Source organism: Curtobacterium sp. MCBD17_032, assembly GCF_003234855.1.
In the GTDB taxonomy this organism is placed as follows: domain Bacteria; phylum Actinomycetota; class Actinomycetes; order Actinomycetales; family Microbacteriaceae; genus Curtobacterium.
Genome location: NZ_QKTO01000001.1, coordinates 307,546 through 328,168, shown reverse-complemented (window position 1 = coordinate 328,168; position 20,623 = coordinate 307,546). Strand labels below are relative to the sequence as shown.

Sequence of the window (20,623 nt, the reverse complement as noted above, 5' to 3'; positions counted from 1 at the left end):
GCCTCGATTTCGCTCCAGCGCGATCGTGCGGTAGGCTTTCATCCGGTCTGAGGGGCTATAGCTCAGGCGGTTAGAGCGCTTCGCTGATAACGAAGAGGTCCAAGGTTCAAGTCCTTGTAGCCCCACCACAACTCAACTCCCGCGTCGGTGTCACCGACGTGGCGGCCGGTTCGGTCGCTCCGGGGCCTTAGCTCAGTTGGTAGAGCGCCGCCTTTGCAAGGCGGATGTCAGGAGTTCGAATCTCCTAGGCTCCACTCGAGAAGCCCCTGGTTGCGACTGCGTCGCGGCCCAGGGGCTTCGTCATGTGCTCATCCGCGGCGAGCCGTGGGTCTGGCGTCGGAAGGTCACGAGTCGTCGGTCGGCGGGCCTCCAGACGACGGGTCGTGACCAGTGGACGGGAGTCCTGCGGGGTGTCCCGGCCGGTCGGAGCGCGGCGTGACCGCCCCGGGAACGACGAAGGGCCCCGGCACGGCGGTGCCGGGGCCCTTCGAACGAACCAGGAGGTCAGGCGGCGGGCTTGCCCGCGGTGTCCGCGTCGTCGGCGACCCAGAGGTCGTCGTCCGCGCGGAGCGTCTGGTACGCGGCGTAGGCAGCACCCGCGACCGCGACGACACCGACGACGATGAGGGCGACCCCACCGAACCCGATGCCCTTCTTCTGCGGCACGGGAGCCTGCTTGAGGAACTTCCCGCCACGCTTCTGTGCTTCCTGCACGATCTTCTGCACGCGGGGGTCCTTCGCCAGGTCCCCGACGCTGAGCACGGAGCCAGCGGTCGAGATGAGGCCGGGCACGACCTCCGACTGGAACCGGTGCGAGGCGCTCTGCGCGGCAGAGGTCGCTGCGTGCACACCGGAGGCCACCGCGGGACGGAGCCCGTTGTCGATGGCGTTCTGGACGCGGGGAGCGAGGTCCTTCCGGGCAGCATCGGCGGCGTGGCCCCGGGCTTCGGCCAGGATCGCGTTCGCGTGCTCGAGGACCTTCCGCTGCTCACCGAGGAGCGTGGCGGTCTTGCCCTTGAGCTTCTTGATCTGCTTCCGACGCTTGCGCGGGATCTCGATCGACATTCGGTACCTCCATGGGTCGACGTGCCCCCATCCTGCCACCAGGACGCCTGACAGGTCACAGATCACCGGCTGTGCGTCCCGTGCACATCCAGCGGCACATGCGAGAATCGGGACATGTCTCTGCACACCGCTGTCGCAACGATCCACACCAACAAGGGCGACATCCGCGTCAACCTCTTCGGCAACCACGCCCCGAAGACCGTCCAGAACTTCGTCGGTCTCGCGACCGGTACGCAGGAGTGGACGCACCCCGGCACCGGCAGGGTGTCGACCGACAAGCTCTACGACGGTGTCGTCTTCCACCGCATCATCAAGGACTTCATGATCCAGGGCGGTGACCCGCTCGGCCAGGGCATCGGCGGCCCCGGGTACCGCTTCGACGACGAGATCTCCCCGGAGCTCACGTTCCAGAACCCGTACATCTTCGCCATGGCGAACGCCGGCATCCAGGGCGGCCGCGGCACGAACGGCTCGCAGTTCTTCATCACGACGGTCGCGACCCCCTGGCTCCAGGGCAAGCACACCATCTTCGGCGAGGTCGCGGACGACGAGTCGCGCGCGGTCGTCGACGCAATCGAGGGTGTCCAGACCGACGGCCGTGACAAGCCCGTCGAGGACGTCGTCATCCAGAGCATCGACGTCGAGGACGTCTGACCCGGGTGACCGATCCGACCTCGGCCTCGTCGAACACCTGCTACCGGCATCCGGACCGACAGAGCTTCGTGCTCTGCCAGCGCTGCGGGCGGACCATCTGCCCGGAGTGCCAGACACCGGCGGCGGTGGGGGTGCACTGCCCCGAGTGCGTCCGTGAGCAGCGGGCGAGGTTCACGGAGAACCGTCGCGCGTCCGGCCCGAGCAGTCTGACCGTCGCGCGGCGCCGCTTCGCGACGGTCGACCAGAAGGCGACGGTCGTGTTGATCGCCGTCTCGGTGGTCGTGTGGCTGCTCGACCAGCTGTCCGGCGGCTTCCTGGCGCAGTGGCTCGCGTACAACTCCGCACTGGTGCCGACGCAGCCGTGGCGCATCGTCACCGCGTTGTTCGTGCACTCGGGCTTCTTCCACATCGCGTTCAACATGTGGGCGCTGTTCGTCTTCGGCCGGATCCTCGAGAACATGCTCGGCACGTGGCGGTTCCTGGCGCTGTACTTCATCGCCGGGATCGGCGGGTCGGTACTCGTGACGTTCCTGGCTCCCGGGACATGGGTGGTCGGTGCATCGGGGGCGATCTTCGGCCTGTTCGCGGCGTTCTTCGTCCTGCAGCGCAGCCTCGGCAACAACGCGGTGTCGTTGCTGGTGATCATCGGACTGAACCTGGTGATCGGGTTCCTGCCCGGGACGAACATCTCGTGGCAGGCGCACGTCGGCGGCATCCTGGCCGGCTTCGTCACCGGGTTCGTGTTCGCGCGGACGCGCAACGTGCGTCAGCGTGGCCTGCAGGCCACGCTGCTCGGCCTGGAGGTCGTGGTCGCCATCGCGCTCTGCTTCGTCGGGTACGCGCTCACCTCCGGCTGACGCCTACCAGCACGACCACGGGAACGCCCCGTCGCTTCTGCGACGGGGCGTTCCCCCTTGCGCCGGCTACCGATGAGGTGTTCGTGCGGCGGGCACCGGCCGCTCTCCACAGCCGCCCGCCGACTTCTCCACACCTGTGGAGAAAGCGGTGAGTTACACGCGTGTGATTATCCCCACTGTGGAGGAGCCTGTGGAGAACTCGCCACTCGAGGTGTGGAGCGATGTGTGGAGAACGCGGCTCCCTGTGGAGAACTGGCGCGGAGCCTCCAGGACCGTCTCCGGGAGGCGGCGCACTTGTGGACAAACGACGACGCCCGCCGCACCACGAGGTGCGACGGGCGTCGGACGGGCGGTGGCGCTCAGCGCCACCGGGTCGTCATGAGGAAGCCGATGAACATGATGCCGAAGCCGATGAGGATGTTCCAGGAGTTGAGCGTCGGGACGGGGAGCGTGCCGCCCGAGACGTAGAACACGATGACCCACGCGAGCCCGATGAGCATGAAGCCGAACATGACGGGCTTGAACCACACGGGGTTGGGCTGGTCCCCCGCGGTGTCGACCGAGTCGGCTCGGGTCGTCCGGGCGGGCTTGGTGCGGTCCTTGTCCATGGCCATGGCCGGTATCCTACCGTCACCAGGCGTGAGCGCGGGCCGACGGAGGCTGCTCACATCCCCCACGAGTACGGTGAACGGCCCATGACCAAGATCCTCGTCGTCGACAACTACGACAGCTTCGTGTACACCCTCAACGGCTACGTCCAGCAGCTCGGAGCCGACACCGACGTGGTGCGCAACGACGCGTTCCCCGACGACGAGATCGCGGACCGGATCGCCGAGTACGACGGCGTCCTGCTCTCGCCCGGCCCCGGTACCCCGGCGGACGCGGGCGTCTCGATCCCGACGGTGCGCGCGGCGATCGAGGCGGACAAGCCCCTGCTCGGCGTCTGCCTCGGGCACCAGGCCATCGCGGAGGCCCTCGGCGCGACCGTCACCCACGCCGAGGAGCTCATGCACGGCAAGACGTCGCAGGTCGACCACGACGACAGCGTGCTGTTCGCGGGCGTCCCGCACCCCTTCACGGCGACCCGCTACCACTCCCTGGCGATCGTGGACGGCACCGTGCCCGACGACCTCACCGTGACGGCGAGGACCGCCGGCGGCGTCATCATGGGCGTGCAGCACCGCGGAGCCCCGGTGTACGGCGTGCAGTTCCACCCGGAGTCGGTCCTCACCGAGGGTGGCTACCGGATGGTGGGCAACTGGCTCGAGACGACCGGCCTCGGTGGAGCGGCGGAGCGGGCAGCCGGACTCGGCCCGCTCATCTCCGGACGCTGATCGACACGGACGGACCGTCGCCGGCTGCTGATCGCGACGGCTGCTCACCCTGACGGTGTGCCCGGCGGAACGGTCCGTCAGTCGTCGTCGCCCTGGAACCCGGCGCCGTCCTGCCCGCCGTTCCCGTCCTGCCCGTTCCCGTCCTGGCCGTCCGACGGTGCTGCCGGTGCGTCGGGCTGTCGGGAGGGCTGCGACGACGCCGAGCAGTACGTCAACACGACCGTGCTGCCCTGGGCGACGTCACCGCGCGGAACGCTCTGCTGCGTCACGGTGTTGCCCGCGCAGACGTAGGTGGGCGCCCCTTGCACGGTGAGGCCGAGACCCCGCAGCGTCGCGTCGGCGGTCGTGAACGGCTGCTGTGTGACGTCGGGGAGCTGGACCTTGCCGTTCGACACGACGAGGTCGACGACGGTCCCCTTCGGCTGCGTCCCGTTCGACGACGGGTCGCTGCTCAGGACAGTGCCCTCGGGGACCGTCGGCGAGTAGTCGGACGTGACTGCACCCACGGTGAACCCCGCGGCTTCGAGCGCCTCGGTCGCGGCGTCCTGGGTCTGCGAGGTCACGTCCGGGACCGCGACCTGCTCCGGCCCCGTGGACACCACCACCCGGATCTCCTGCTTCCGCGCGACGGATGTGCCGGAACCGGGTTCCGACCGGATCACCGTGTCCTTCGGTACGTCGTCGGAGGGCTCCTCGACGCTCACGGGCGTCAGGCCCCGCGCGAGGAGCCGGTCCCGTGCCTCGCTGAAGGACTGGCCGGCGACCGACGGCACCTCGACCGAGGAACTCACCGGCGGCTTGCCCGGCTCGAGGTTCACGACGAAGTACGCGACCGCTGCGATCACCGCGATCGTCAGGAGGATGCCGAGCCAGATCCAGGCGACGGGTGGACGGCTCTGGGTGCGCTGCGGGGGCCGCTCCTGCGTGTCGTCGAGCTCACGGAACGCCACGTCCGCGGACGCCGCGGCGCGCGGGTTGACCCCGAACAGCAGGGAGGCGTCGTCCGCGGCAGCGGCCGCGAGCTTCTTCGACGAGGTCGGTACGTGTCCCGCAGCGGCCTGCTGGAGGTCGCGACGGAACTCCGCGGCGTTCTGGAAGCGGCGCGTGCGGTCCTTGACGAGGGCGTGCAACGTGACGGCATCGAGTGCGGGCGACACGGTGGAGGTGATCGTCGAGGGGGCGACGGGCTGCTCACTGACGTGCTGGTACGCGACCGCGACCGGGGTCGCACCGAGGAACGGCGGTCGGCCGGTCAGGAGCTCGAAGAGGACGATGCCGGTCGAGTAGAGGTCGGTGCGGGCGTCGACGAGCTCACCGCGGGCCTGCTCCGGGGAGAAGTAGGACGCGGTGCCGAGGATGGACGTGGTCTGCGCCACCGTGGCCGATGTGTCCGTGATGGCGCGGGCGATCCCGAAGTCCATCACCTTCACCTGGCCGGAGTGCGTGATCATCACGTTGGCGGGCTTGATGTCCCGGTGGACGACCCCGGCACGGTGGGAGAACTCGAGGGCGGTCAGGATGCCCTCGACGATGCGGGCCGCTTCCTCCTGCACGACCGGGCCCTCGGCCACGATCTCGCTGAGCGGACGGCCCTCGACGTACTCCATGACGATGAAGGGGACCTGCACCTCCGAGCCCGTGGACTCGCGGACGGTCTCCTCACCGGCGTCGTAGACGCGCACGATGGTCGGGTGCGCCATCCGGGCCGCCGCCTGCGCCTCCTGCCGGAACCGCGTACGGAACGCAGGGTCGTTGGCGAGGCTCGGCTTGAGCAGCTTGACGGCGACGCGCCGACCCAGTCGAGTGTCGGTCCCGACGTGGACGGTGGCCATGCCGCCTCGACCGATGACCTCACCGATCTCGTAGCGGTTCGCGAGGAGCGTGATCCCCGCGGTCACACCTTCTGGCACGTACTCCTCCGAATGTCCGTCCGGGCAAGTGTACGGCAGCGGTTTCTGGTGAGACCCTGGCCGGCGGCGCCCGGAGCCAACCGTTACCGGAACGTGCCGAGGCCCCGACGCGCATCGTGTCGGGGCCTCGGCGACGGTCTCCTGCCGGCTCAGTCCTGCGGGGTCGCGGTCGAGGTCGGCGCCGAGGTCGGGTCCGGCGGCTGCACCCAGGTGGCCGTGGCCGGGTCCGAGCTGCTCGACGCGGCGAGGTTGCCGCAGGTGACCGTGTACGACAGCGTGACGTCGGTGCCGGGCTGGTCGGCCTGGATGTCGACCGACGTCTCGGAGGTGTCACCGCTCGTCGCTCCGGAGCCGTCCTTGCCGCCGGACACGGTCCACGAGTACTTCGAGACGGTGTACCCGGTCGGGCACGTCGCGGTGGACCAGCTGAACGTCACGGCACCCGTCGCCGAGACCGCGCCGGCACTCGGGGTGTTCGGCTTGTTCACCGACGGAGGCGCGGTGTACTCCCGCAGGGTCACGAGCGCACCCTCGGCGAGGCTGCCGGTGGGGCTGATCGACTGCACGGTGTTCGCCTGCTCGGCCGAGGCGGCCGGGTCGCCGTCCTGCACCTGCACGTCGAAGCCGAGACCGACGAGCTCGGTGCGGACCTCGGCGGTCGGGCGCCCCACGTAGTCACCGGGGTTGATCGTCGTGCGCACCTCGACCGGGGTCGGGGTGCGGGTCGGGACCGGGGACGGCGTCCTCGAGGGCTTCGGCGTCGACGAGGAGGTCGAGGCACGTCCGGGATCGGCCTCCCGGTCCTGGTTCGCGAAGACGAGTCCGCCGACGACGAGGGCGGCGACGACCACGGCGGCGACGACCCACCAGATCCAGGCGCGGCTCTTCCGGTCCTCGTCGTCGTCCTCCGGTCCGACGGGCGTGCGAGGAGCGCCGCCGACCACCGGGGCGTTCGGCTGCGTGCCGATGAGGGCGGTGGCGTCGTCGTTCCCGGCGGGCGGGTTGAAGGCGACGGTCCCGGCCGCGGCCAGGGCGGGCACGGCGACGGTCGCGGCCGCGACGTCACCGCGACGGAGGGCCTGAGCGGCGCGCGCCAGGTTCGCGGCCGTCGCCGGACGGTCGGCGGGCTTCTTCGCGATGCAGGACATCACGAGCGCGGCGACCGGCTCCGGGACGGTGCCCGGCAGCGCGGGCGGCTGCTCGTTGATGTGCGCCATCGCGATCGCGACCTGCGACTCGCCCGTGAAGGGTCGGCGTCCGGCCAGGCACTCGTACGCGACGATGCCGAGCGAGTAGATGTCCGTCGACGGGGAGGCCGGGTGCCCGCTGGCCTGCTCGGGCGAGAGGTACTGCACCGTGCCCATGACCTGGCCGGTGGCCGTCAGGGGGACCTGGTCGGCGATGCGTGCGATCCCGAAGTCGGTGATCTTCACGCGGCCGTCGGGAGTGATGAGGAGGTTGCCCGGCTTGATGTCGCGGTGCACCAGTCCGACCGCGTGCGCGGCCTGCAGCGCGTTCGCCGTCTGCGCGACGATGTCGAGGACCTTGTCCACCGGGAGGGTGTGCTCCCGCTCGATCATCGTCGAGAGTGCCTCGCCGGGGACGAGCTCCATCACGAGGTAGGCGCTGCCGTCCTCCTCGCCGTAGTCGAAGACGTTGGCGATGCCCTCGTGGTTGACGAGTGCGGCGTGGCGGGCCTCGGCGCGGAACCGCTCGAGGAACCCCGGGTCGCCGAGGTACTCGTCCTTGAGGATCTTCAGGGCGACGGTGCGACCGATGACCAGATCGGTCGCCTGCCACACCTCTCCCATGCCGCCGATGGCGACCCGGGACGAGAGCTGGTACCGCCCACCGAAGGTGAGTCCGCTGGTGGGTCTCATTTGTTCAGCACCGCCTCCATGACTTTCTTCGCGACGGGAGCCGCGACCGTGTTGCCGACCCCGGACTGCCCGAGTCCGCCGCCGTTCCCGACGACCACGGCGACCGCGACCTCGGGGTCCTTCGCCGGGGCGAAGCCCGTGAACCAGAGCGTGTAGGGATCACCCGTCCCGCCTTCCGCGGTCCCGGTCTTGCCCGCGACGTCGACCCCGTCGATCTTCGCATTCGTTCCCGTGCCGGCGGCGACGACGCTCTGCATCGCCTCGGTCAGGTCAGCTGCCTGGTCCGACGACAGCGGAGCGCTGTACTGCTCCGGGGAGAAGGACTCGACGGTCTTCAGGTCGCTCGTCTCGATCGACTCGACGAGCGAGGGCTGCATGACGCGGCCGCCGTTCGCGATGCCGGACGCCACCATCGCCATCTGCAGCGGGGTCACGCGGTCGTTGGCCTGGCCGAACGCACTCAGCATGAGCTGCGCGGTCGACTCGGGCTCGGGGTACTGGCTGGGCGTGGCCGAGGTCGGGATGTCGATGACGTCGCCGAACCCGTAGGCGTCGGCGGTCTTCTTGATCGTGTCGTACCCCAGCTTCTGCCCCAGTTCCGCGAAGGGGATGTTGCACGAGTACTGGATCGCGACGCGCAGCTTCACCTCGTCGCCGCCACCACAGCTGCCGCCCTCGGCGTTGTTGATCCGCGAGCTCGTGCCCGGGAGCGTCAGGGTCGACGGGTTCGGCAGCGTCGAGTCGAGGGTGAAGTCACCGCTCGCCAGCGCGGCCGAGGCCACGACGAGCTTGAAGACCGAGCCCGGGGTGTACAGGTCGCCGGCGATGGCGCGGTTCTGCAAGGGCTTGGTCGGGTCGGCCTCGAGGTCCTGGTACCGGGCGATCACCTCGTCCGTGTCGTGCGAGGTGAGCGTGTTCGGGTCGTACCCCGGCTTCGACACCATCGCCAGGATCTTGCCGGTCTTCGGCTGGATCGCGACCACGGCGCCGGTGTTCGACCCGAGGGCGTCGAAGGCGGCCTGCTGCACGTCGGGGTCGATCGTCAGGTTGACGTTGTCACCACGGACGTCCTGACCGGTGAGGATCGCGTTGAGGTTCTGGAAGAACGACTCGTCCGAGTTGCCGGAGAGCACCGCGTTCTCGGCGCTCTCGATGCCGGTGTTGCCCTGGCCGATCGTGAAGTGCCCGGTGACGGCCGAGTACAGCTCGCCGTTGTTGTACGTGCGCTGGTACTGGTACTGGTCGTCGACCGCGGTGGACTCCGCGATGGGCTTGCCGTCGACGAGGATCGCACCGCGCTTGGTTGAGTAACTGTCGAGGATGGTGCGCGAGTTCCGGGAGTCGGCACGGAGTGAGTCCGCCGAGAAGAACTGGATCGACGTCGTCGACACGAACAGGGCCACGAACATGAGGACGATCACGGTCGAGACGCCGCGGAGTTGGCGGTTCATCGGCGCTCCTTCCTGGACCGGCGGCGGCCGGTGTCGCCCCGGTCGGCCAGCGCACCCTGCTGGATGCGCTGCTCCGCCGGGATGGAGTCGGTCAGCCGCAGCAGCATCGCCGCGATGATCCAGTTCGCCACGAGGGACGAACCACCGGCTGCCATGAACGGCGTCGTGAGGCCGGTGACGGGGATGATCCGGGTGATGCCGCCGACGACCACGAAGACCTGCAGGGCGATCGTGAAGCCGAAGCCGATCCCGAGCAGCTTGCCGAAGTCGTCCTGCGCCATGAACCCGACGCGGATGCCTCGGGACACGAGGATCACGAAGAGTCCGAGGATCGCGAAGACGCCGATGAGCCCGAGCTCCTCGCCGAGGGAGGCGATGATGTAGTCGGCGTTGGCGACCGGCGTGATGTACGGACGCCCCTGACCGAGGCCGGTGCCCGTGATGCCGCCGTTCGCGAAGCCGAAGAGCCCCTGCACGAGCTGGTAGCTGCCCTGGGTCTCGCGGGAGAAGATCTGCTGGTCGAACGGGTCGAGCCACTGCTCGAACCGGCCCTGCACGTACACGAGGGCGCTCGCCGCAGCGAGGGCACCGCCGATGAACAGGCCGAGCCCGATGACGACCCAGCTGAGCCGTGCGGTCGCGACGTAGATCATCACGAGGAACAGGCCGAAGTAGAGCAGGGCGGTGCCGAGGTCGCGCTGGAACACCAGCACGCTCATCGCGGCGCCCCACACGATGAGGATCGGCCCGAGGTCGCGCGCCCGCGGGAACGTCATCCCGAGGAACTTCCTGCCGACGATCGACAGGCTGTCCCGCGCGGTCACCAGGTACCCGGCGAAGAACAGGGCCATCGTGATCTTCGCGAGCTCGCCCGGCTGGAACGAGAACGGTCCGATCTGGATCCAGACGCGGGCACCGCCGATGTTCGTGCCGATGCCGGGCAGCATCGGCAGCAGGAGCAGCACGATGGTGAGCAGCATGAAGATGTAGCGGTACCGCTGCAGGAACCGGTGGTTGCGGACGAGCAGCAGCGTCGCGATGGCGAGGACCATCGCGAGCAGGGTCCACACGATCTGCTTGACGCCGATCGCGTCCCAGCCGGAGTCGCCGGCGTGGATGTCGATGCGGTAGATCTCGGCGATGCCGATGCCGTTGAGCACGAGCGCGACCGGCAGGACGAAGGGGTCGGCGTTCTTCGCGACGACGCGGAGCACGACGTGCATCACGAGGGCGAGACCGAGGATGGCGGCGCCCGTCCAGAAGACCGAGGTGTCGAAGATCCTGCCCTTGGTGCCGAGCTGCACCAGGACCATGGCGCCGGCGCAGATGCCGCAGGCGATGACGAGCAGGACGAGTTCGAGGTTCCGGGCCCGGGCGGGCTCGCGGAGCTTGATCGTGATCGCCTGGGTCAGCGACGGTGCGGTCGTGGCGCTCATCGTGCGCTCCTGGACGGGGAGGGGGACGGCGACGGGCTCCGCGTCGACGACGGGCCGGCCGTGGGCGAGGACGACGGACCGTCACCCGAGCCTCCGGTGCCGCTCTGGTCCTGCCCGGTCTCGGCCGCGGTGCGGAGCCGTTCGACGATCTCGCGGGCGTCGTCGAGGGACGTCGCGTTGATCGTGGAGCGGACGTTGTCACGCGTGAAGTCCGGCAGCTCGGCGATCGCGATGTCGGTGTCCTCGTAGACCTCGGACAGGGACACCGGCCCGATGGTCTGCTGGACGCCCTTGTAGATCGCGACCGAACCGTCGTCGGTGCCGACGTAGTAGTGGTCCTGCACGATCCGGTAGCCGATGAACACCGCTCCGACGAGGACCAGGACCGCGACGACGAGTGCGACCGACCACGAGATGCGACGGCGGATGCGACGACGACGGTCCTCGGCGATGAGCTCGGCGAAGTACTGGTCCGACTCGGGCTCGAAGTGCGAGTCCTCCGGGGCGGCGGAGACCTTGAGCGGGTGCAACAGGATCGTCGGGAGGCGGATCGGCTTCCGGCCGGTGGGTGCCTCGAAGGTCAGCGGAGCCGCGGCGGACCCGACCGTGGTGGCGGCGTCGTCGTCCTCGCCGGGCTCGGAGTCGGTGACGTCGAGCACGACGACGGTGACGTTGTCGGGGGCGCCGTGGTCGAGCGTCTCCTTCACCAGGCGCTGGGTGACCTGGTTCGCGTCCATCGTCGACGCGAGTGCGTGCCGGATGCGCTCCTCGGCGAGGTACGAGGACAGGCCGTCCGAGCAGAGCAGCCAGCGGTCGCCCGGGCGGATGTCCATGACGGCGGTGTCGACCTCGGGAGCCGCGTCGACGTCGCCGAGGACGCGCATCAACACGGAGCGCCGGGGGTGCACGGCGGCTTCCTCAGGAGTGATCCGGCCGCTGTCGACGAGCCGCTGCACGAAGGTGTGGTCCGACGTGATCTGCTGCAGTTCGCCGTCGCGCCACCGGTAGATCCGGGAGTCGCCGATGTGCGCGATCGCGAGCTGGTCACCGACGCGGATCATCGCGCTCACCGTGGTGCCCATGCCGGTGAGCTCCTGGTGCTCGAACACGGTCTCGGTGATGAGCTGGTTCGCGGCGATCAGGGCGGACTGCAGCGCGAACTCGGCGTCGTGCGCGGAGGGGAACTCCCGGTCGACCTCGCGGATGCGTCGGATGGCGATCGCCGACGCCACGTCACCGCCGGCATGCCCGCCCATGCCGTCGGCCACCGCGAACAGGTGCTGCCCGGCGTAGCCGGAGTCCTGGTTGTTCGCGCGGATGCGCCCCACGTGGGACACAGCGGCGCTCAGCGTGCGAGCCGGCATCCGGGACTACCGCCGCAGCTCGAACGTCGTTGTCCCGATGGTGATCGGGGTGCGTTCCGCGACGGTGGTGGGGGCGGTGACCTTCTGGCCTGCCACGAACGTGCCGTTCGTCGAACCGAGGTCGGTGAGCACCCAAGCACTGCCCTGCAGGTCGAGCCGGGCGTGGTTGGTCGAGGTGTAGTCGTCGCGGATCACGACGTTGCTCTCACTCGATCGACCGATCGTGATCGGACCGCCGCCGAGGGGCATCTCCATGCCCTCGCGGGCGCCCTCCGTGATGACGAGGCGGGTGGCGACCGGCGCGGCGGGGGAGGAGTTCCCTGCTGTCTGGCCGATCAGCTCGGTGAACGCGTTCGCGGAGGAGCTGTTCCGCGCTGCGGCCGCGCCGGCTCCGGCGGGGACCGGCGGTGTGGTCGGCGCGGAGGGGCCGGCCTTCGGGTCGGTGGGGATCGCCCGCATGCGCTGGCCGAAGAGGTCGCTCCGCAGCGCGAAGACGATCACGAAGACGAACAGCCACAGCACGGCGAGGAACGCGAAGCGCAGCACGAGCAGGGTCAGGCCTGTGGTCATCGCGCACCTCCGTCGTTCTCCGGGATCACCCGGAACACCATACGGGTACGACCGATCTCGATGGTGGAGTCCGGCTCGAGGATCGCCTGTCCGAAGCGCTCGCCGTTCAGTTTCGAGCCGTTCGTGGAGCCGAGGTCGTTGACCTGGGCGTGCTTGCCGTCCCACAGCACCTCGACGTGCTTCCGGCTGGTCCCGGTGTCGGCGACGGTGATGTCGGCGTCGGTGCCGCGCCCGATGACCGTGCGTCCGCGGTGCAGTCGGTGCCGCTGGGAGCCGATGTCCAGCACGGCCACCCAGGCGACGTCGCGCTGCACGGTGGTGGAGTCGATCTCGAGGATGCCGGTGGAGAGCGTGCCGTCCTGCTGGAGGCGGATCGTCACGGGGCCGGAGAACGAGTAGTTCTGTGCGACGGCGTGCTGCTGCACGCGTTGCGTGAGCTCGTCGAGCAGGGGGCGACCGACGTCGTTCATGCGCGTGTGGTCCGGCGGTGCGAGGCGAACCGTGAACTCGTTCGGCACGAGGATGCGCTCGCGGGAGACGACGGCCGCCTTCGTGTCGAGTTCACGTCGGAGGGCCGCAGCGATCTCGACCGGCTGCACACCGGAGCGGAAGGTCTTGGCGAACGCTCCGTTGACGGCGCGCTCCAACCCCCGCTCGAAGTTGTCCAGTAGGCCCATGGTCTCCACGTTCTCGGTCGCTGACCACTGCATGGTAGTGGTTGGCTCCGGGGGCCGTCTGTGCATGGTAGTGTTCTCGTCGCTGGCGCGAGTGGCGGAATTGGTAGACGCGCACGGTTCAGGTCCGTGTGCTGGAAACGGCGTGGGGGTTCAAGTCCCCCCTCGCGCACCAGGGCTCTCCGGTGGAGAGCAGCACGACGAAGGCCCCGATCGAGAGATCGGGGCCTTCGTCGTTCCCGGACCGGACCGGTCCGGCCATAGGACCCGTCCGCGCGATCTGAACACTCTTGACGGGCACACAGCGAGCCCGGCCGACCATCGCCCTCGAACGACGAACACATCCGTCACGAGGGAGCCACATGAGCGATCAGCAGCAGCAACCTCCGGGTTCCGAGCAGGCGATGACGCCGAAGCCGGACCACGGCGAGACGAGTTACACCGGATCGGGCAAGCTCACCGGCAAGCGTGCCGTCATCACGGGCGGGGACAGCGGCATCGGCAAGGCAGTGGCGATCGCCTACGCCCGGGAAGGCGCGGACGTCCTCATCTCGTACCTCCCGGAGGAGGAAGAGGACGCGCAGGAGACGAAGCACTGGATCGAGGAAGCGGGCCGGAAGGCCGTGCTGTTCCCCGGGGACGTGAGCGACCCGGCGTACTGCCGGAGCGTCATCGACACCGCGGTGTCCGAACTCGGCGGCATCGACGTGCTCGTCAACAACGCCGCGTACCAGATGACCCACGAGACGCTCGAGGAGATCTCGGACGAGGAGTGGGACCACACCCTCGCGACGAACCTCAGCGCCTACTTCCACCTCGTCAAGGCCGCGCTCCCGCACATGTCCGCGGGTGCCTCGATCATCGGGTCGAGTTCGGTCAACTCCGACAACCCGGTGCCGACACTGCTGCCGTACGACGTGACGAAGGCCGGCATCGCGAACTTCTCGGCCGCGCTCGCGCAGCTCGTCGGGGAGCGCGGCATCCGCGTCAACAGTGTCGCTCCGGGACCGATCTGGACGCCGCTCATCCCGGCGACCATGCCGCCCGAGCAGGTCGAACAGTTCGGCAAGCAGACGCCCCTCGGTCGCGCCGGACAACCGGCAGAGCTGGCCCCGGTGTACGTCCTGCTCGCGAGCGACGACGGCAGCTACGTCTCCGGTGCGCGGATCGCCGTCACCGGCGGCACGCCGATCCTCTGACCGCCCACCAGAACCGACACAGAAACAGGAGAACGATTTGTACTTCCACAAGCAAGAGCTCCAGTTCAAGTCCACCCCCGACAAGCCCGACGCGGTGTACGCCCGCAAGCTCCAGGAGGTGCTCGGCGGCCAGTACGGCGAGATCTCGGTGGCGATGCAGTACCAGTTCCAGGCGTGGAACATGCACATCCCGGGCAAGTACCGCGACATGGTGTTCGGCATCGGCGCGGAGGAGATGGGCCACGTCGAGATGCTCGCGACGATGATCGCGCAGCTGCTCGAGAAGGCCCCGCTCGGCATCACCGGCGACGCGGTGCAGGACGACCCGACGGTCGCCGCGGTCCTCGGCGGCACGGACATCCAGCACGCCATCGTCGCCGGCGCCGGTGCGCGTCCGGTCGACAGCATGGGCAACCCGTGGCAGGGCTCCTACATCACCGCCAGCGGCAACCTGCTCGCCGACTTCACGGCGAACGAGAACGCCGAGATGCAGGGTCGCGTCCAGGCTGCCCGGCTGTACCACATGACCGACGACCACGGCGTGCGGGACCTGCTGAAGTTCCTCATCGCCCGCGACACGATGCACCAGAACATGTGGGCGACCGCGGCTGCGGAACTCCGCGAGTCCGGTCTCGAGACCATGCCGGTGCCGAGCAACTTCCCGCAGCACAAGGAGAACCAGGAGGTCAACTACCAGTACCTCAACTTCTCCGACGGTGCCGAGGCGAAGAACGGCCCCTGGGCGAGCGGCCCCTCGTTCGACGGCAAGGGCGAGTACTCGTACCACGACGGCCCCACCACGTCGTCGCCGATGCCTCCGCCCACGCACCCGGACTCGCGCTTCTACGGCACGACCGAGCTGCCGAACACGGTCGAGAAGATCGCCGGCACGGTGCAGGACAAGCTCAACAAGGAGTAGTCCGACACCGGTCCGATCACGAGCCCTTCCTCGCCTCGAGGAGGGGCTCGTGTCGTTCCACCAGCCTGACTGGTGGTTCGGCGCGCGAAATGTACAGACGCACGAACAGTTCGTTGACCACATAGTTCACGATGTGAAAGAGTCTCCTCGTCCGGACGGACAGCAGTCTCTCGACGAGGAAGGCGCCATCATGCAGAGCACGTACCACACCACGTCACTCGACACTCGCTTCGGCGGCTCCCACCCGCGCGTGGGCCTGACCGACCCGGCCGTGATCGAGGCCTACGTCGCCCGACGGATCCAGGACCCGTCGCTGCTGTCCCGCCGCTCGGAGGTCTCGTACGCCGACTTCTTCGTCGCCCCGGCCGCCTGAGCCGAGCACGGAGCACCAGCACGACCGCCCGAGTGGGTGAGGGAGACCACGACCCATGCCGTTGACCGTCGTCCGACGCGAACACGTCCACCTCTACGCCCGTGAGCCGCGCACCCGGTCCGCGAAGACCGCCGTCGACGCACTCCTCCGCCTGCAGCATGCGGAGGAGGACCAGCTCGAGCGCGCCCGCGTCGAGAGCGGTCTCACGAAGAACGAGTTCCTCACTGTCCGGTACATGCTCCAGGCACACCGCGACGGCCGGTCCATGGGGCCGAAGGACCTCGCCGTCATGCTCGGGGTGTCGAACGCGTCGGTGACGAAGATCGTCGACGGGCTCGTGGAGAAGGGCGACCTCGTCCGCTCGCCGCACCCGACCGACCGTCGGGCGCAGGTGCTCGAGCCGACCGTTCAGGCGGCCCGGAAGATCGACGTGTCGTACGAGACCTTCCACCAGGCCGTCGTCGAGGTCGTCGACCACCTCTCGCCCGAGGACAACGAGGTCCTGACACGTTGCCTCGGCCTGGTCACGGCCGCGCTCGACGCGAGCCTGCCGACCCCGGTGGACGAGTACACGGCCGACGAGTCAGCCGTCCGCGCCCTGCCGGACCCGGTGGCGGCGGACGACGCGCACTGAGACGCACCGGACAGGAGGCCCGCACCGGCGGTGATCCGTGCCTCCCGTCCGGCACTGGCCGCGAAAACCTTCCAGCGGTAAGTTGGCAGGATGACGCACGCCGCCGATGAGGACGACGCGGTCCCGCCGCGCCGCGGCGGGTACCGCAAGGGCACCGAGCGGCGCGCACAGATCCTGGACGAGATGATCCGGATGGTCGCCGAACAGGGGGTCGACGCGTCCTCGCTCCGGTCCGTGGCGGACGCCCTCGGCATCACGCACGCGGCGCTCCGCCACTACTTCCCGAGTCGAGACGACCTGCTCCTCGCCGTCTACCGCGAGCACGAGGTCCGTGAGCAGGGTGCTCCGGAACGCATGAAGTCCGCGATCGGCGACATGCGGGAGAGCGCCGCCCGCAACCGAGCCGTCCCCGGACTCGTGCAGCTCTACACGACCCTCTCCGCCGACGCCGTGCAGGAGGGGCACCCGACCACGCGCGAGTTCATGCGTGACCGGTTCACCCGGTTACGCGCCGACCTCGCGGAGCTCATCCGCCGGGACCAGGCCGCCGGCCGGATCCGCGACGACCTCGACCCCGAGGACCTCGCGAGCCTGAGCATCGCGGCCTCGGACGGGCTGCAGGTGCAGTGGCTGCTCGACCCGGGCGCCGTGGACGGGGAGCGGGTGCTGCGCCTGCTCGAGCGGATCGTGCCCGCGGGTGGCGCGGAGAGCGACGCGCCGCACTGACCCCGGCGGAACACGGAACGGCCGACCCCTCGCGAGGAGCCGGCCGTTCCGTGTACAGCGGGTGGACTAGGCGTCCACGCCCGCCGTGAGCACGGCGGCTGCCGGGTCGAAGTCCTCCGCCAGCGGCGCAGGTCGGTCGACCGAGGAGCTGATCGTGACGGCCTGGCCGGACTCTGCCGCGTCACGGATGCCGAGCAGGACGTCGAGGACGTGCAGTGCGACCTCGCCGGAGGCGCGCTCCGGGCGGTCCTCGGCGATGGCGCGGGCGAGGTCGACGACGCCGGTGCCACGACCCCAGGTGGAGCCGACCGCCTCGAGCGTTTCGGGCTCCTCCTGGCCGGTGCGCCAGAGCTGCGAGGAGCCCTCGAAGGTGTTCGGGTCCGGGAGCGAGATCGTGCCGAGCGTGCCGTTGATCTCGACGAAGCCCATCCGCGGCAGGGCGTGCTGGAACGAGAACGTCGACTGGGCGGACTGCCCGCCGGCGAACTCGATGAGCGCGGCGTGGTGCGTGGGGACCTCGACGGGGAAGGTCTCGCCGGCGCGGTCGCCCGAGGCGATGGTGCGGCGGTCGAGCGACTTCGACGACACGGCCTGCACGCGGGACGCGGTGCCGAAGGCGTGCACGAGCGTCGTCACGTAGTACGGCCCCATGTCGAACAGCGGCCCGGCACCCTTCGCGAACAGGAAGTCCGGGTTCGGGTGCCACGCCTCCGGACCGGGGACGTGGAACATCGTCGTCGCGGTGAGCGGCTCGCCGATGTCGCCGCGGGCGATGGCCCGGAGCGCGGTCTGGATGCCGGCGCCGAGCACGGTGTCCGGTGCGGTCGCGACGCGGAGGCCCTTCGCCTTCGCGGAGGCCAGGACCGCGGCGGCCGAGTCGTGGTCGGTCGCGATCGGCTTCTCGCTCCAGACGTGCTTGCCGGCGTCGATGATCTGCTGGTCGACCTCGGCGTGCGCGGCCGGGATCGTCAGGTTGATCACGATGGCGATGTCCTCGCGGGCGAGGAGCTCCTCGACGGTGCCTGAGGCGGCGACGCCGTATGCCTCCGCCTGGGCGGCGGCACGGTCGAGCAGGACGTCGGCGACGAAGCGGACCTCGACGTCGGCGAACTTCGTCAGGTTCTCGAGGTACTGGGTGGAGATGTTGCCGGCACCGATGATGCCGATCCCGACGCGGCTCACGCGGCGTCCCCGGCGGTGTCGTTCGCCTGCAGCCAGGTGAGGGACTCGGCGATGCCCTCGAAGACGTCGCCCTTGTACGCGTCGAACTCGACGACGCGGATGGCCTGCGGCGCCGCCGCGAGGATGCCCGCCACGTCGACGTCGCCCTGGCCGGCCGGGGTCTGGTTCTCGAAGGCCCGCTGGAGGGCCTCGGGCACGATGAGTGCGCTCTCGGACGAGGGCAGCGCGGTGCGGATGTCGCCGTCGACCTTGCCGTCCTTGACGTGGATGGCGACGACGCGCTCGCCGAGACCGCGGAGCACGGCGGGGGCGTCCGCGCCGCCGACGGTGGCCCAGAAGGTGTCGACCTCGAGGACGGTCTCCGGGGACAGCTGCGACACGAAGAGGTCGTAGACCGTGCGGCCGTCGACCTTGTTCGTGAACTCCCACTGGTGGTTGTGGTACCCGAACCGCAGGCCGCGGGCGGCGGCCTCGGCGGTGAGGACGTTGACGCGCTCGGCGATCTTCGCGACGTCGTCGGCGGTCTGCCAGCGGTCGGTCGGGATGAACGGGTCGATGACGGTCTGGATGCCGAGGCGCTCGGCGGCGTCCCAGATCGGTGCGGTGTCCTCGGCGTCGATCACGGCGACGTGACCCGACGGTGCGTGCAGGCCGGTGGCGGCGAAGGCACGTTCGAGGTCGGCGGCACGCTCGACGAACGCGTAGGGCTCGACGTTCTCGTAGCCGATCTCGCGGACCCGGGCGATGGCCGCGTCGAGGTCTTCGGCGATGGCGTCGCGCAGTGAGTAGAGCTGCACAGAGGTGGTGGGCATTGCAGAGGCTCCTTCGATCCTGACTGGTGTGCGGCCGACGGAGACACTGCTCCACGGCGAGACGATGACGACGCTACCGCAGAAACCACCCGGTGTGTAGTTTTCGCGGTCGCGGAGTTCGCGCCGGCATGTATGCTCGCCCTCGAAAAACCGTGCGAGGTATGGTTTTCATCGACTCAAGGAGGCGTCATGAGCACACCCGAACCCGCGGAGACCCCGGTGCTGGTCCACCCGGAGCAGGGGATCACCCAGCCCGTCAGCACCCTGCGCGTCAGCGTCGGCTACCAGATCGCCCTGTTCCTCGGGCAGTTCGGGCTGTTCGTCGCCCTCATGGCACCGGTCTACGTGAGCATGCAGCTCAAGGCGGAGGCACTCGTCGGCGACGACGCCGCGAACGTCATCGGGTCGGTGCTGCCGATCGGCGCATTCGGCGCGCTCATCATGAACCCGCTCGCTGGCGCGCTGTCCGACCGCACCCGGACGCGCTGGGGTCGGCGGCGTCCGTGGATGCTCACCGGCGTGGTCGTCTTCGCGGTCGCCCTCGCCTGGATCGCGTACGCCCCGGACACCCTGCAGCTGACGCTCGGCTGGCTCCTCGCGCAGCTCGCGGCCAACACCGTGCTCTCCACGCTCACCGCGAGCTTCGCGGACAACGTGCCCGAGTTCCAGCGCGGGAAGTCGTCGAGCATCATCGCGCTCGCCCAGAACACCGCGGTCCTGGCCGGCACGTACCTGTCCGTGTTCTTCGTCGCGAACCTGCCCGTGCTGTTCATCGCGCCCGGCATCCTGGCGATCGTGCTCGTGGTCGTCTACGCCGTCGTCGCCCGGGACGAACTGCCGACGTACCCGCTGAAGAAGTTCACGTTCCTGAACCTCATCTCGTCGTTCTGGACGAACCCGGTCAAGAACCCCGACTTCGCGTTCGCGTGGTGGTCGCGCTTCCTCATCATCTTCGCGACGTTCATGTTCACCACGTACCGCCTGCTCTACATGAAGGAGCACATCGGCCTGTCGAGCGACGCCGAGGCCACCGCCGCCGTCGCGTTCGGCGTCCTGCTCTACACGATCGCGCTCCTGGTCAGCGCTGCCCTGTCCGGCTGGGCCTCGGACCGGCTCGGGCGCCGGAAGGTGTTCGTCGCCGGGTCCACCGCGTTGTTCGCCGTCGGGCTCATCGTCCTCGCCCACGCCGAGACGGTGAACGGGTTCTACGTCGCCGAGGTCATCATGGGCTTCGCCTACGGCATCTACTCCGCGATCGACACCGCGCTCGTCGTCGACGTGCTGCCGAACGCCGACCGGCCGGGCAAGGACCTCGGCGTCATCAACATCGCGAACGCCCTGCCGCAGTCCCTCGCTCCCGCCGCGGCGCTGTTCTTCCTGAAGTTCGGCACCGGGGGCACGCCCGACAACTACGAGCTCATGTGCTGGGCGGCAGGAGGCGTCGCCATCATCGGTGCACTGGTGGTGCTGCCGATCAAGCGGGTCCGCTGACGCGACCCGGACCGGACGGGAGGCTCCCCACCGGTCACGGCCGTCCCGCCGCTGGCGCGTCGGTCCGGGACCGGCCAACGTGGGCCGAGCGG

20 protein-coding genes and 3 tRNA genes are annotated in these 20,623 nt (G+C 69.4%); 12 read left to right on the top strand and 11 right to left on the bottom strand.

Annotated features, from left to right (window positions below; all coding sequences use genetic code 11):
• Positions 1-51 precede the first annotated feature (51 nt).
• Together DEI91_RS01620 and DEI91_RS01615 are read left to right on the top strand one after the other, a co-directional pair.
• Positions 52-128, top strand: a tRNA-Ile gene (locus DEI91_RS01620).
• Between the two features lie 53 nt (positions 129-181).
• A tRNA-Ala gene (locus tag DEI91_RS01615) sits at positions 182-254 on the top strand.
• Between the two features lie 250 nt (positions 255-504).
• Here DEI91_RS01615 and DEI91_RS01610 read toward each other — a convergent pair.
• Positions 505-1,065, bottom strand: a complete 561-nt coding sequence (locus DEI91_RS01610) for a hypothetical protein (protein WP_111050623.1) — start codon at positions 1,063-1,065, stop codon at positions 505-507.
• A 114-nt stretch (positions 1,066-1,179) separates the two neighbouring features.
• On the opposite strand from DEI91_RS01610, the gene DEI91_RS01605 reads away from it, so the two are divergent.
• Together DEI91_RS01605 and DEI91_RS01600 are read left to right on the top strand one after the other, a co-directional pair.
• Complete coding sequence (locus DEI91_RS01605; RefSeq protein ID WP_111050622.1) at positions 1,180-1,719, top strand: peptidylprolyl isomerase; 540 nt, start codon at positions 1,180-1,182, stop codon at positions 1,717-1,719.
• A 5-nt stretch (positions 1,720-1,724) separates the two neighbouring features.
• The gene (locus tag DEI91_RS01600; protein ID WP_111050621.1) at positions 1,725-2,576 is read left to right on the top strand and encodes a rhomboid family intramembrane serine protease; all 852 of its coding nucleotides are present in this window, start codon (positions 1,725-1,727) and stop codon (positions 2,574-2,576) included.
• 359 nt (positions 2,577-2,935) lie between these two features.
• On the opposite strand, the gene DEI91_RS01595 is transcribed toward DEI91_RS01600, so the two are convergent.
• On the bottom strand, positions 2,936-3,190 hold the full coding sequence (locus DEI91_RS01595) for a cell division protein CrgA (protein ID WP_111050620.1): 255 nt from the start codon (positions 3,188-3,190) through the stop codon (positions 2,936-2,938).
• Positions 3,191-3,271: 81 nt separating this feature from the next.
• On the opposite strand from DEI91_RS01595, the gene DEI91_RS01590 reads away from it, so the two are divergent.
• Positions 3,272-3,910, top strand: a complete 639-nt coding sequence (locus DEI91_RS01590; RefSeq protein ID WP_111050619.1) for an aminodeoxychorismate/anthranilate synthase component II — start codon at positions 3,272-3,274, stop codon at positions 3,908-3,910.
• 77 nt (positions 3,911-3,987) lie between these two features.
• On the opposite strand, the gene pknB is transcribed toward DEI91_RS01590, so the two are convergent.
• From pknB to DEI91_RS01555, 7 genes are all read right to left on the bottom strand, one after another.
• Positions 3,988-5,820 (bottom strand): Stk1 family PASTA domain-containing Ser/Thr kinase, encoded by a 1,833-nt coding sequence (gene pknB / locus DEI91_RS01585; RefSeq protein WP_258374251.1) that lies wholly within the window; start codon positions 5,818-5,820, stop codon positions 3,988-3,990.
• Between the two features lie 149 nt (positions 5,821-5,969).
• Positions 5,970-7,700 carry a serine/threonine-protein kinase gene (locus tag DEI91_RS01580; RefSeq protein WP_111050617.1) on the bottom strand — a complete coding sequence of 577 codons (1,731 nt, stop codon included), beginning with the start codon at positions 7,698-7,700 and terminating at the stop codon, positions 5,970-5,972.
• A complete protein-coding gene (locus tag DEI91_RS01575; protein WP_111050616.1) occupies positions 7,697-9,151 on the bottom strand; it encodes a penicillin-binding protein 2 in 1,455 nt (484 codons plus the stop codon). Before DEI91_RS01575 ends, DEI91_RS01580 begins: the two co-directional genes overlap by 4 nt.
• Entirely contained in the window at positions 9,148-10,587 is a 1,440-nt protein-coding gene (locus tag DEI91_RS01570; RefSeq protein ID WP_111050615.1) for an FtsW/RodA/SpoVE family cell cycle protein, read from the bottom strand. Before DEI91_RS01570 ends, DEI91_RS01575 begins: the two co-directional genes overlap by 4 nt.
• A complete protein-coding gene (locus DEI91_RS01565) occupies positions 10,584-11,951 on the bottom strand; it encodes a Stp1/IreP family PP2C-type Ser/Thr phosphatase (RefSeq protein ID WP_111050614.1) in 1,368 nt (455 codons plus the stop codon). The genes DEI91_RS01570 and DEI91_RS01565 overlap by 4 nt, the downstream gene beginning before the upstream one ends.
• Positions 11,952-11,957: 6 nt before the next feature.
• Positions 11,958-12,521: an FHA domain-containing protein gene (locus DEI91_RS01560; RefSeq protein WP_111050613.1), complete on the bottom strand. Its 564-nt coding sequence runs from the start codon at positions 12,519-12,521 to the stop codon at positions 11,958-11,960.
• Entirely contained in the window at positions 12,518-13,198 is a 681-nt protein-coding gene (locus DEI91_RS01555; RefSeq protein ID WP_111050863.1) for a DUF3662 and FHA domain-containing protein, read from the bottom strand. The genes DEI91_RS01560 and DEI91_RS01555 overlap by 4 nt, the downstream gene beginning before the upstream one ends.
• Positions 13,199-13,283: 85 nt before the next feature.
• Here DEI91_RS01555 and DEI91_RS01550 point away from each other — a divergent pair.
• From DEI91_RS01550 to DEI91_RS01525, 6 genes are all read left to right on the top strand, one after another.
• Positions 13,284-13,370, top strand: a tRNA-Leu gene (locus DEI91_RS01550).
• A gap of 187 nt (positions 13,371-13,557) precedes the next feature.
• Positions 13,558-14,394 (top strand): SDR family oxidoreductase, encoded by an 837-nt coding sequence (locus DEI91_RS01545; RefSeq protein WP_111050612.1) that lies wholly within the window; start codon positions 13,558-13,560, stop codon positions 14,392-14,394.
• 37 nt (positions 14,395-14,431) lie between these two features.
• Positions 14,432-15,313 (top strand): manganese catalase family protein, encoded by an 882-nt coding sequence (locus DEI91_RS01540; RefSeq protein WP_111050611.1) that lies wholly within the window; start codon positions 14,432-14,434, stop codon positions 15,311-15,313.
• Between the two features lie 190 nt (positions 15,314-15,503).
• Positions 15,504-15,686, top strand: coding sequence for a hypothetical protein (locus tag DEI91_RS01535; RefSeq protein WP_110825752.1), 183 nt, complete (start codon positions 15,504-15,506; stop codon positions 15,684-15,686).
• 55 nt (positions 15,687-15,741) lie between these two features.
• Positions 15,742-16,320, top strand: coding sequence for a MarR family winged helix-turn-helix transcriptional regulator (locus DEI91_RS01530; RefSeq protein ID WP_111050610.1), 579 nt, complete (start codon positions 15,742-15,744; stop codon positions 16,318-16,320).
• Between the two features lie 90 nt (positions 16,321-16,410).
• Positions 16,411-17,046, top strand: coding sequence for a TetR/AcrR family transcriptional regulator (locus tag DEI91_RS01525; RefSeq protein WP_111050609.1), 636 nt, complete (start codon positions 16,411-16,413; stop codon positions 17,044-17,046).
• A gap of 66 nt (positions 17,047-17,112) precedes the next feature.
• Here DEI91_RS01525 and DEI91_RS01520 read toward each other — a convergent pair whose 3' ends face one another.
• Together DEI91_RS01520 and DEI91_RS01515 are read right to left on the bottom strand one after the other, a co-directional pair.
• Positions 17,113-18,228, bottom strand: a complete 1,116-nt coding sequence (locus DEI91_RS01520) for a Gfo/Idh/MocA family protein (protein ID WP_111050608.1) — start codon at positions 18,226-18,228, stop codon at positions 17,113-17,115.
• Entirely contained in the window at positions 18,225-19,040 is an 816-nt protein-coding gene (locus DEI91_RS01515; RefSeq protein ID WP_181439431.1) for a sugar phosphate isomerase/epimerase, read from the bottom strand. Before DEI91_RS01515 ends, DEI91_RS01520 begins: the two co-directional genes overlap by 4 nt.
• Positions 19,041-19,229: 189 nt before the next feature.
• On the opposite strand from DEI91_RS01515, the gene DEI91_RS01510 reads away from it, so the two are divergent.
• Positions 19,230-20,531 (top strand): MFS transporter, encoded by a 1,302-nt coding sequence (locus DEI91_RS01510; protein ID WP_111050606.1) that lies wholly within the window; start codon positions 19,230-19,232, stop codon positions 20,529-20,531.
• Positions 20,532-20,623 lie beyond the last annotated feature (92 nt).

What these genes read in the sequence shown, in the direction of transcription:
- DEI91_RS01610 (WP_111050623.1), bottom strand. Translation starts at nt 1,065, where the DNA reads ATGTCGATCGAGATCCCGCGCAAGCGTCGGAAGCAGATCAAGAAGCTC.
- DEI91_RS01605 (WP_111050622.1), top strand. Translation starts at nt 1,180, where the DNA reads ATGTCTCTGCACACCGCTGTCGCAACGATCCACACCAACAAGGGCGAC.
- DEI91_RS01595 (WP_111050620.1), bottom strand. Translation starts at nt 3,190, where the DNA reads ATGGCCATGGACAAGGACCGCACCAAGCCCGCCCGGACGACCCGAGCC.
- DEI91_RS01590 (WP_111050619.1), top strand. Translation starts at nt 3,272, where the DNA reads ATGACCAAGATCCTCGTCGTCGACAACTACGACAGCTTCGTGTACACC.
- DEI91_RS01580 (WP_111050617.1), bottom strand. Translation starts at nt 7,700, where the DNA reads ATGAGACCCACCAGCGGACTCACCTTCGGTGGGCGGTACCAGCTCTCG.
- DEI91_RS01575 (WP_111050616.1), bottom strand. Translation starts at nt 9,151, where the DNA reads ATGAACCGCCAACTCCGCGGCGTCTCGACCGTGATCGTCCTCATGTTC.
- DEI91_RS01570 (WP_111050615.1), bottom strand. Translation starts at nt 10,587, where the DNA reads ATGAGCGCCACGACCGCACCGTCGCTGACCCAGGCGATCACGATCAAG.
- DEI91_RS01565 (WP_111050614.1), bottom strand. Translation starts at nt 11,951, where the DNA reads ATGCCGGCTCGCACGCTGAGCGCCGCTGTGTCCCACGTGGGGCGCATC.
- DEI91_RS01560 (WP_111050613.1), bottom strand. Translation starts at nt 12,521, where the DNA reads ATGACCACAGGCCTGACCCTGCTCGTGCTGCGCTTCGCGTTCCTCGCC.
- DEI91_RS01555 (WP_111050863.1), bottom strand. Translation starts at nt 13,198, where the DNA reads ATGGGCCTACTGGACAACTTCGAGCGGGGGTTGGAGCGCGCCGTCAAC.
- DEI91_RS01545 (WP_111050612.1), top strand. Translation starts at nt 13,558, where the DNA reads ATGAGCGATCAGCAGCAGCAACCTCCGGGTTCCGAGCAGGCGATGACG.
- DEI91_RS01535 (WP_110825752.1), top strand. Translation starts at nt 15,504, where the DNA reads ATGCAGAGCACGTACCACACCACGTCACTCGACACTCGCTTCGGCGGC.
- DEI91_RS01530 (WP_111050610.1), top strand. Translation starts at nt 15,742, where the DNA reads ATGCCGTTGACCGTCGTCCGACGCGAACACGTCCACCTCTACGCCCGT.
- DEI91_RS01525 (WP_111050609.1), top strand. Translation starts at nt 16,411, where the DNA reads ATGACGCACGCCGCCGATGAGGACGACGCGGTCCCGCCGCGCCGCGGC.
- DEI91_RS01515 (WP_181439431.1), bottom strand. Translation starts at nt 19,040, where the DNA reads ATGCCCACCACCTCTGTGCAGCTCTACTCACTGCGCGACGCCATCGCC.
- DEI91_RS01510 (WP_111050606.1), top strand. Translation starts at nt 19,230, where the DNA reads ATGAGCACACCCGAACCCGCGGAGACCCCGGTGCTGGTCCACCCGGAG.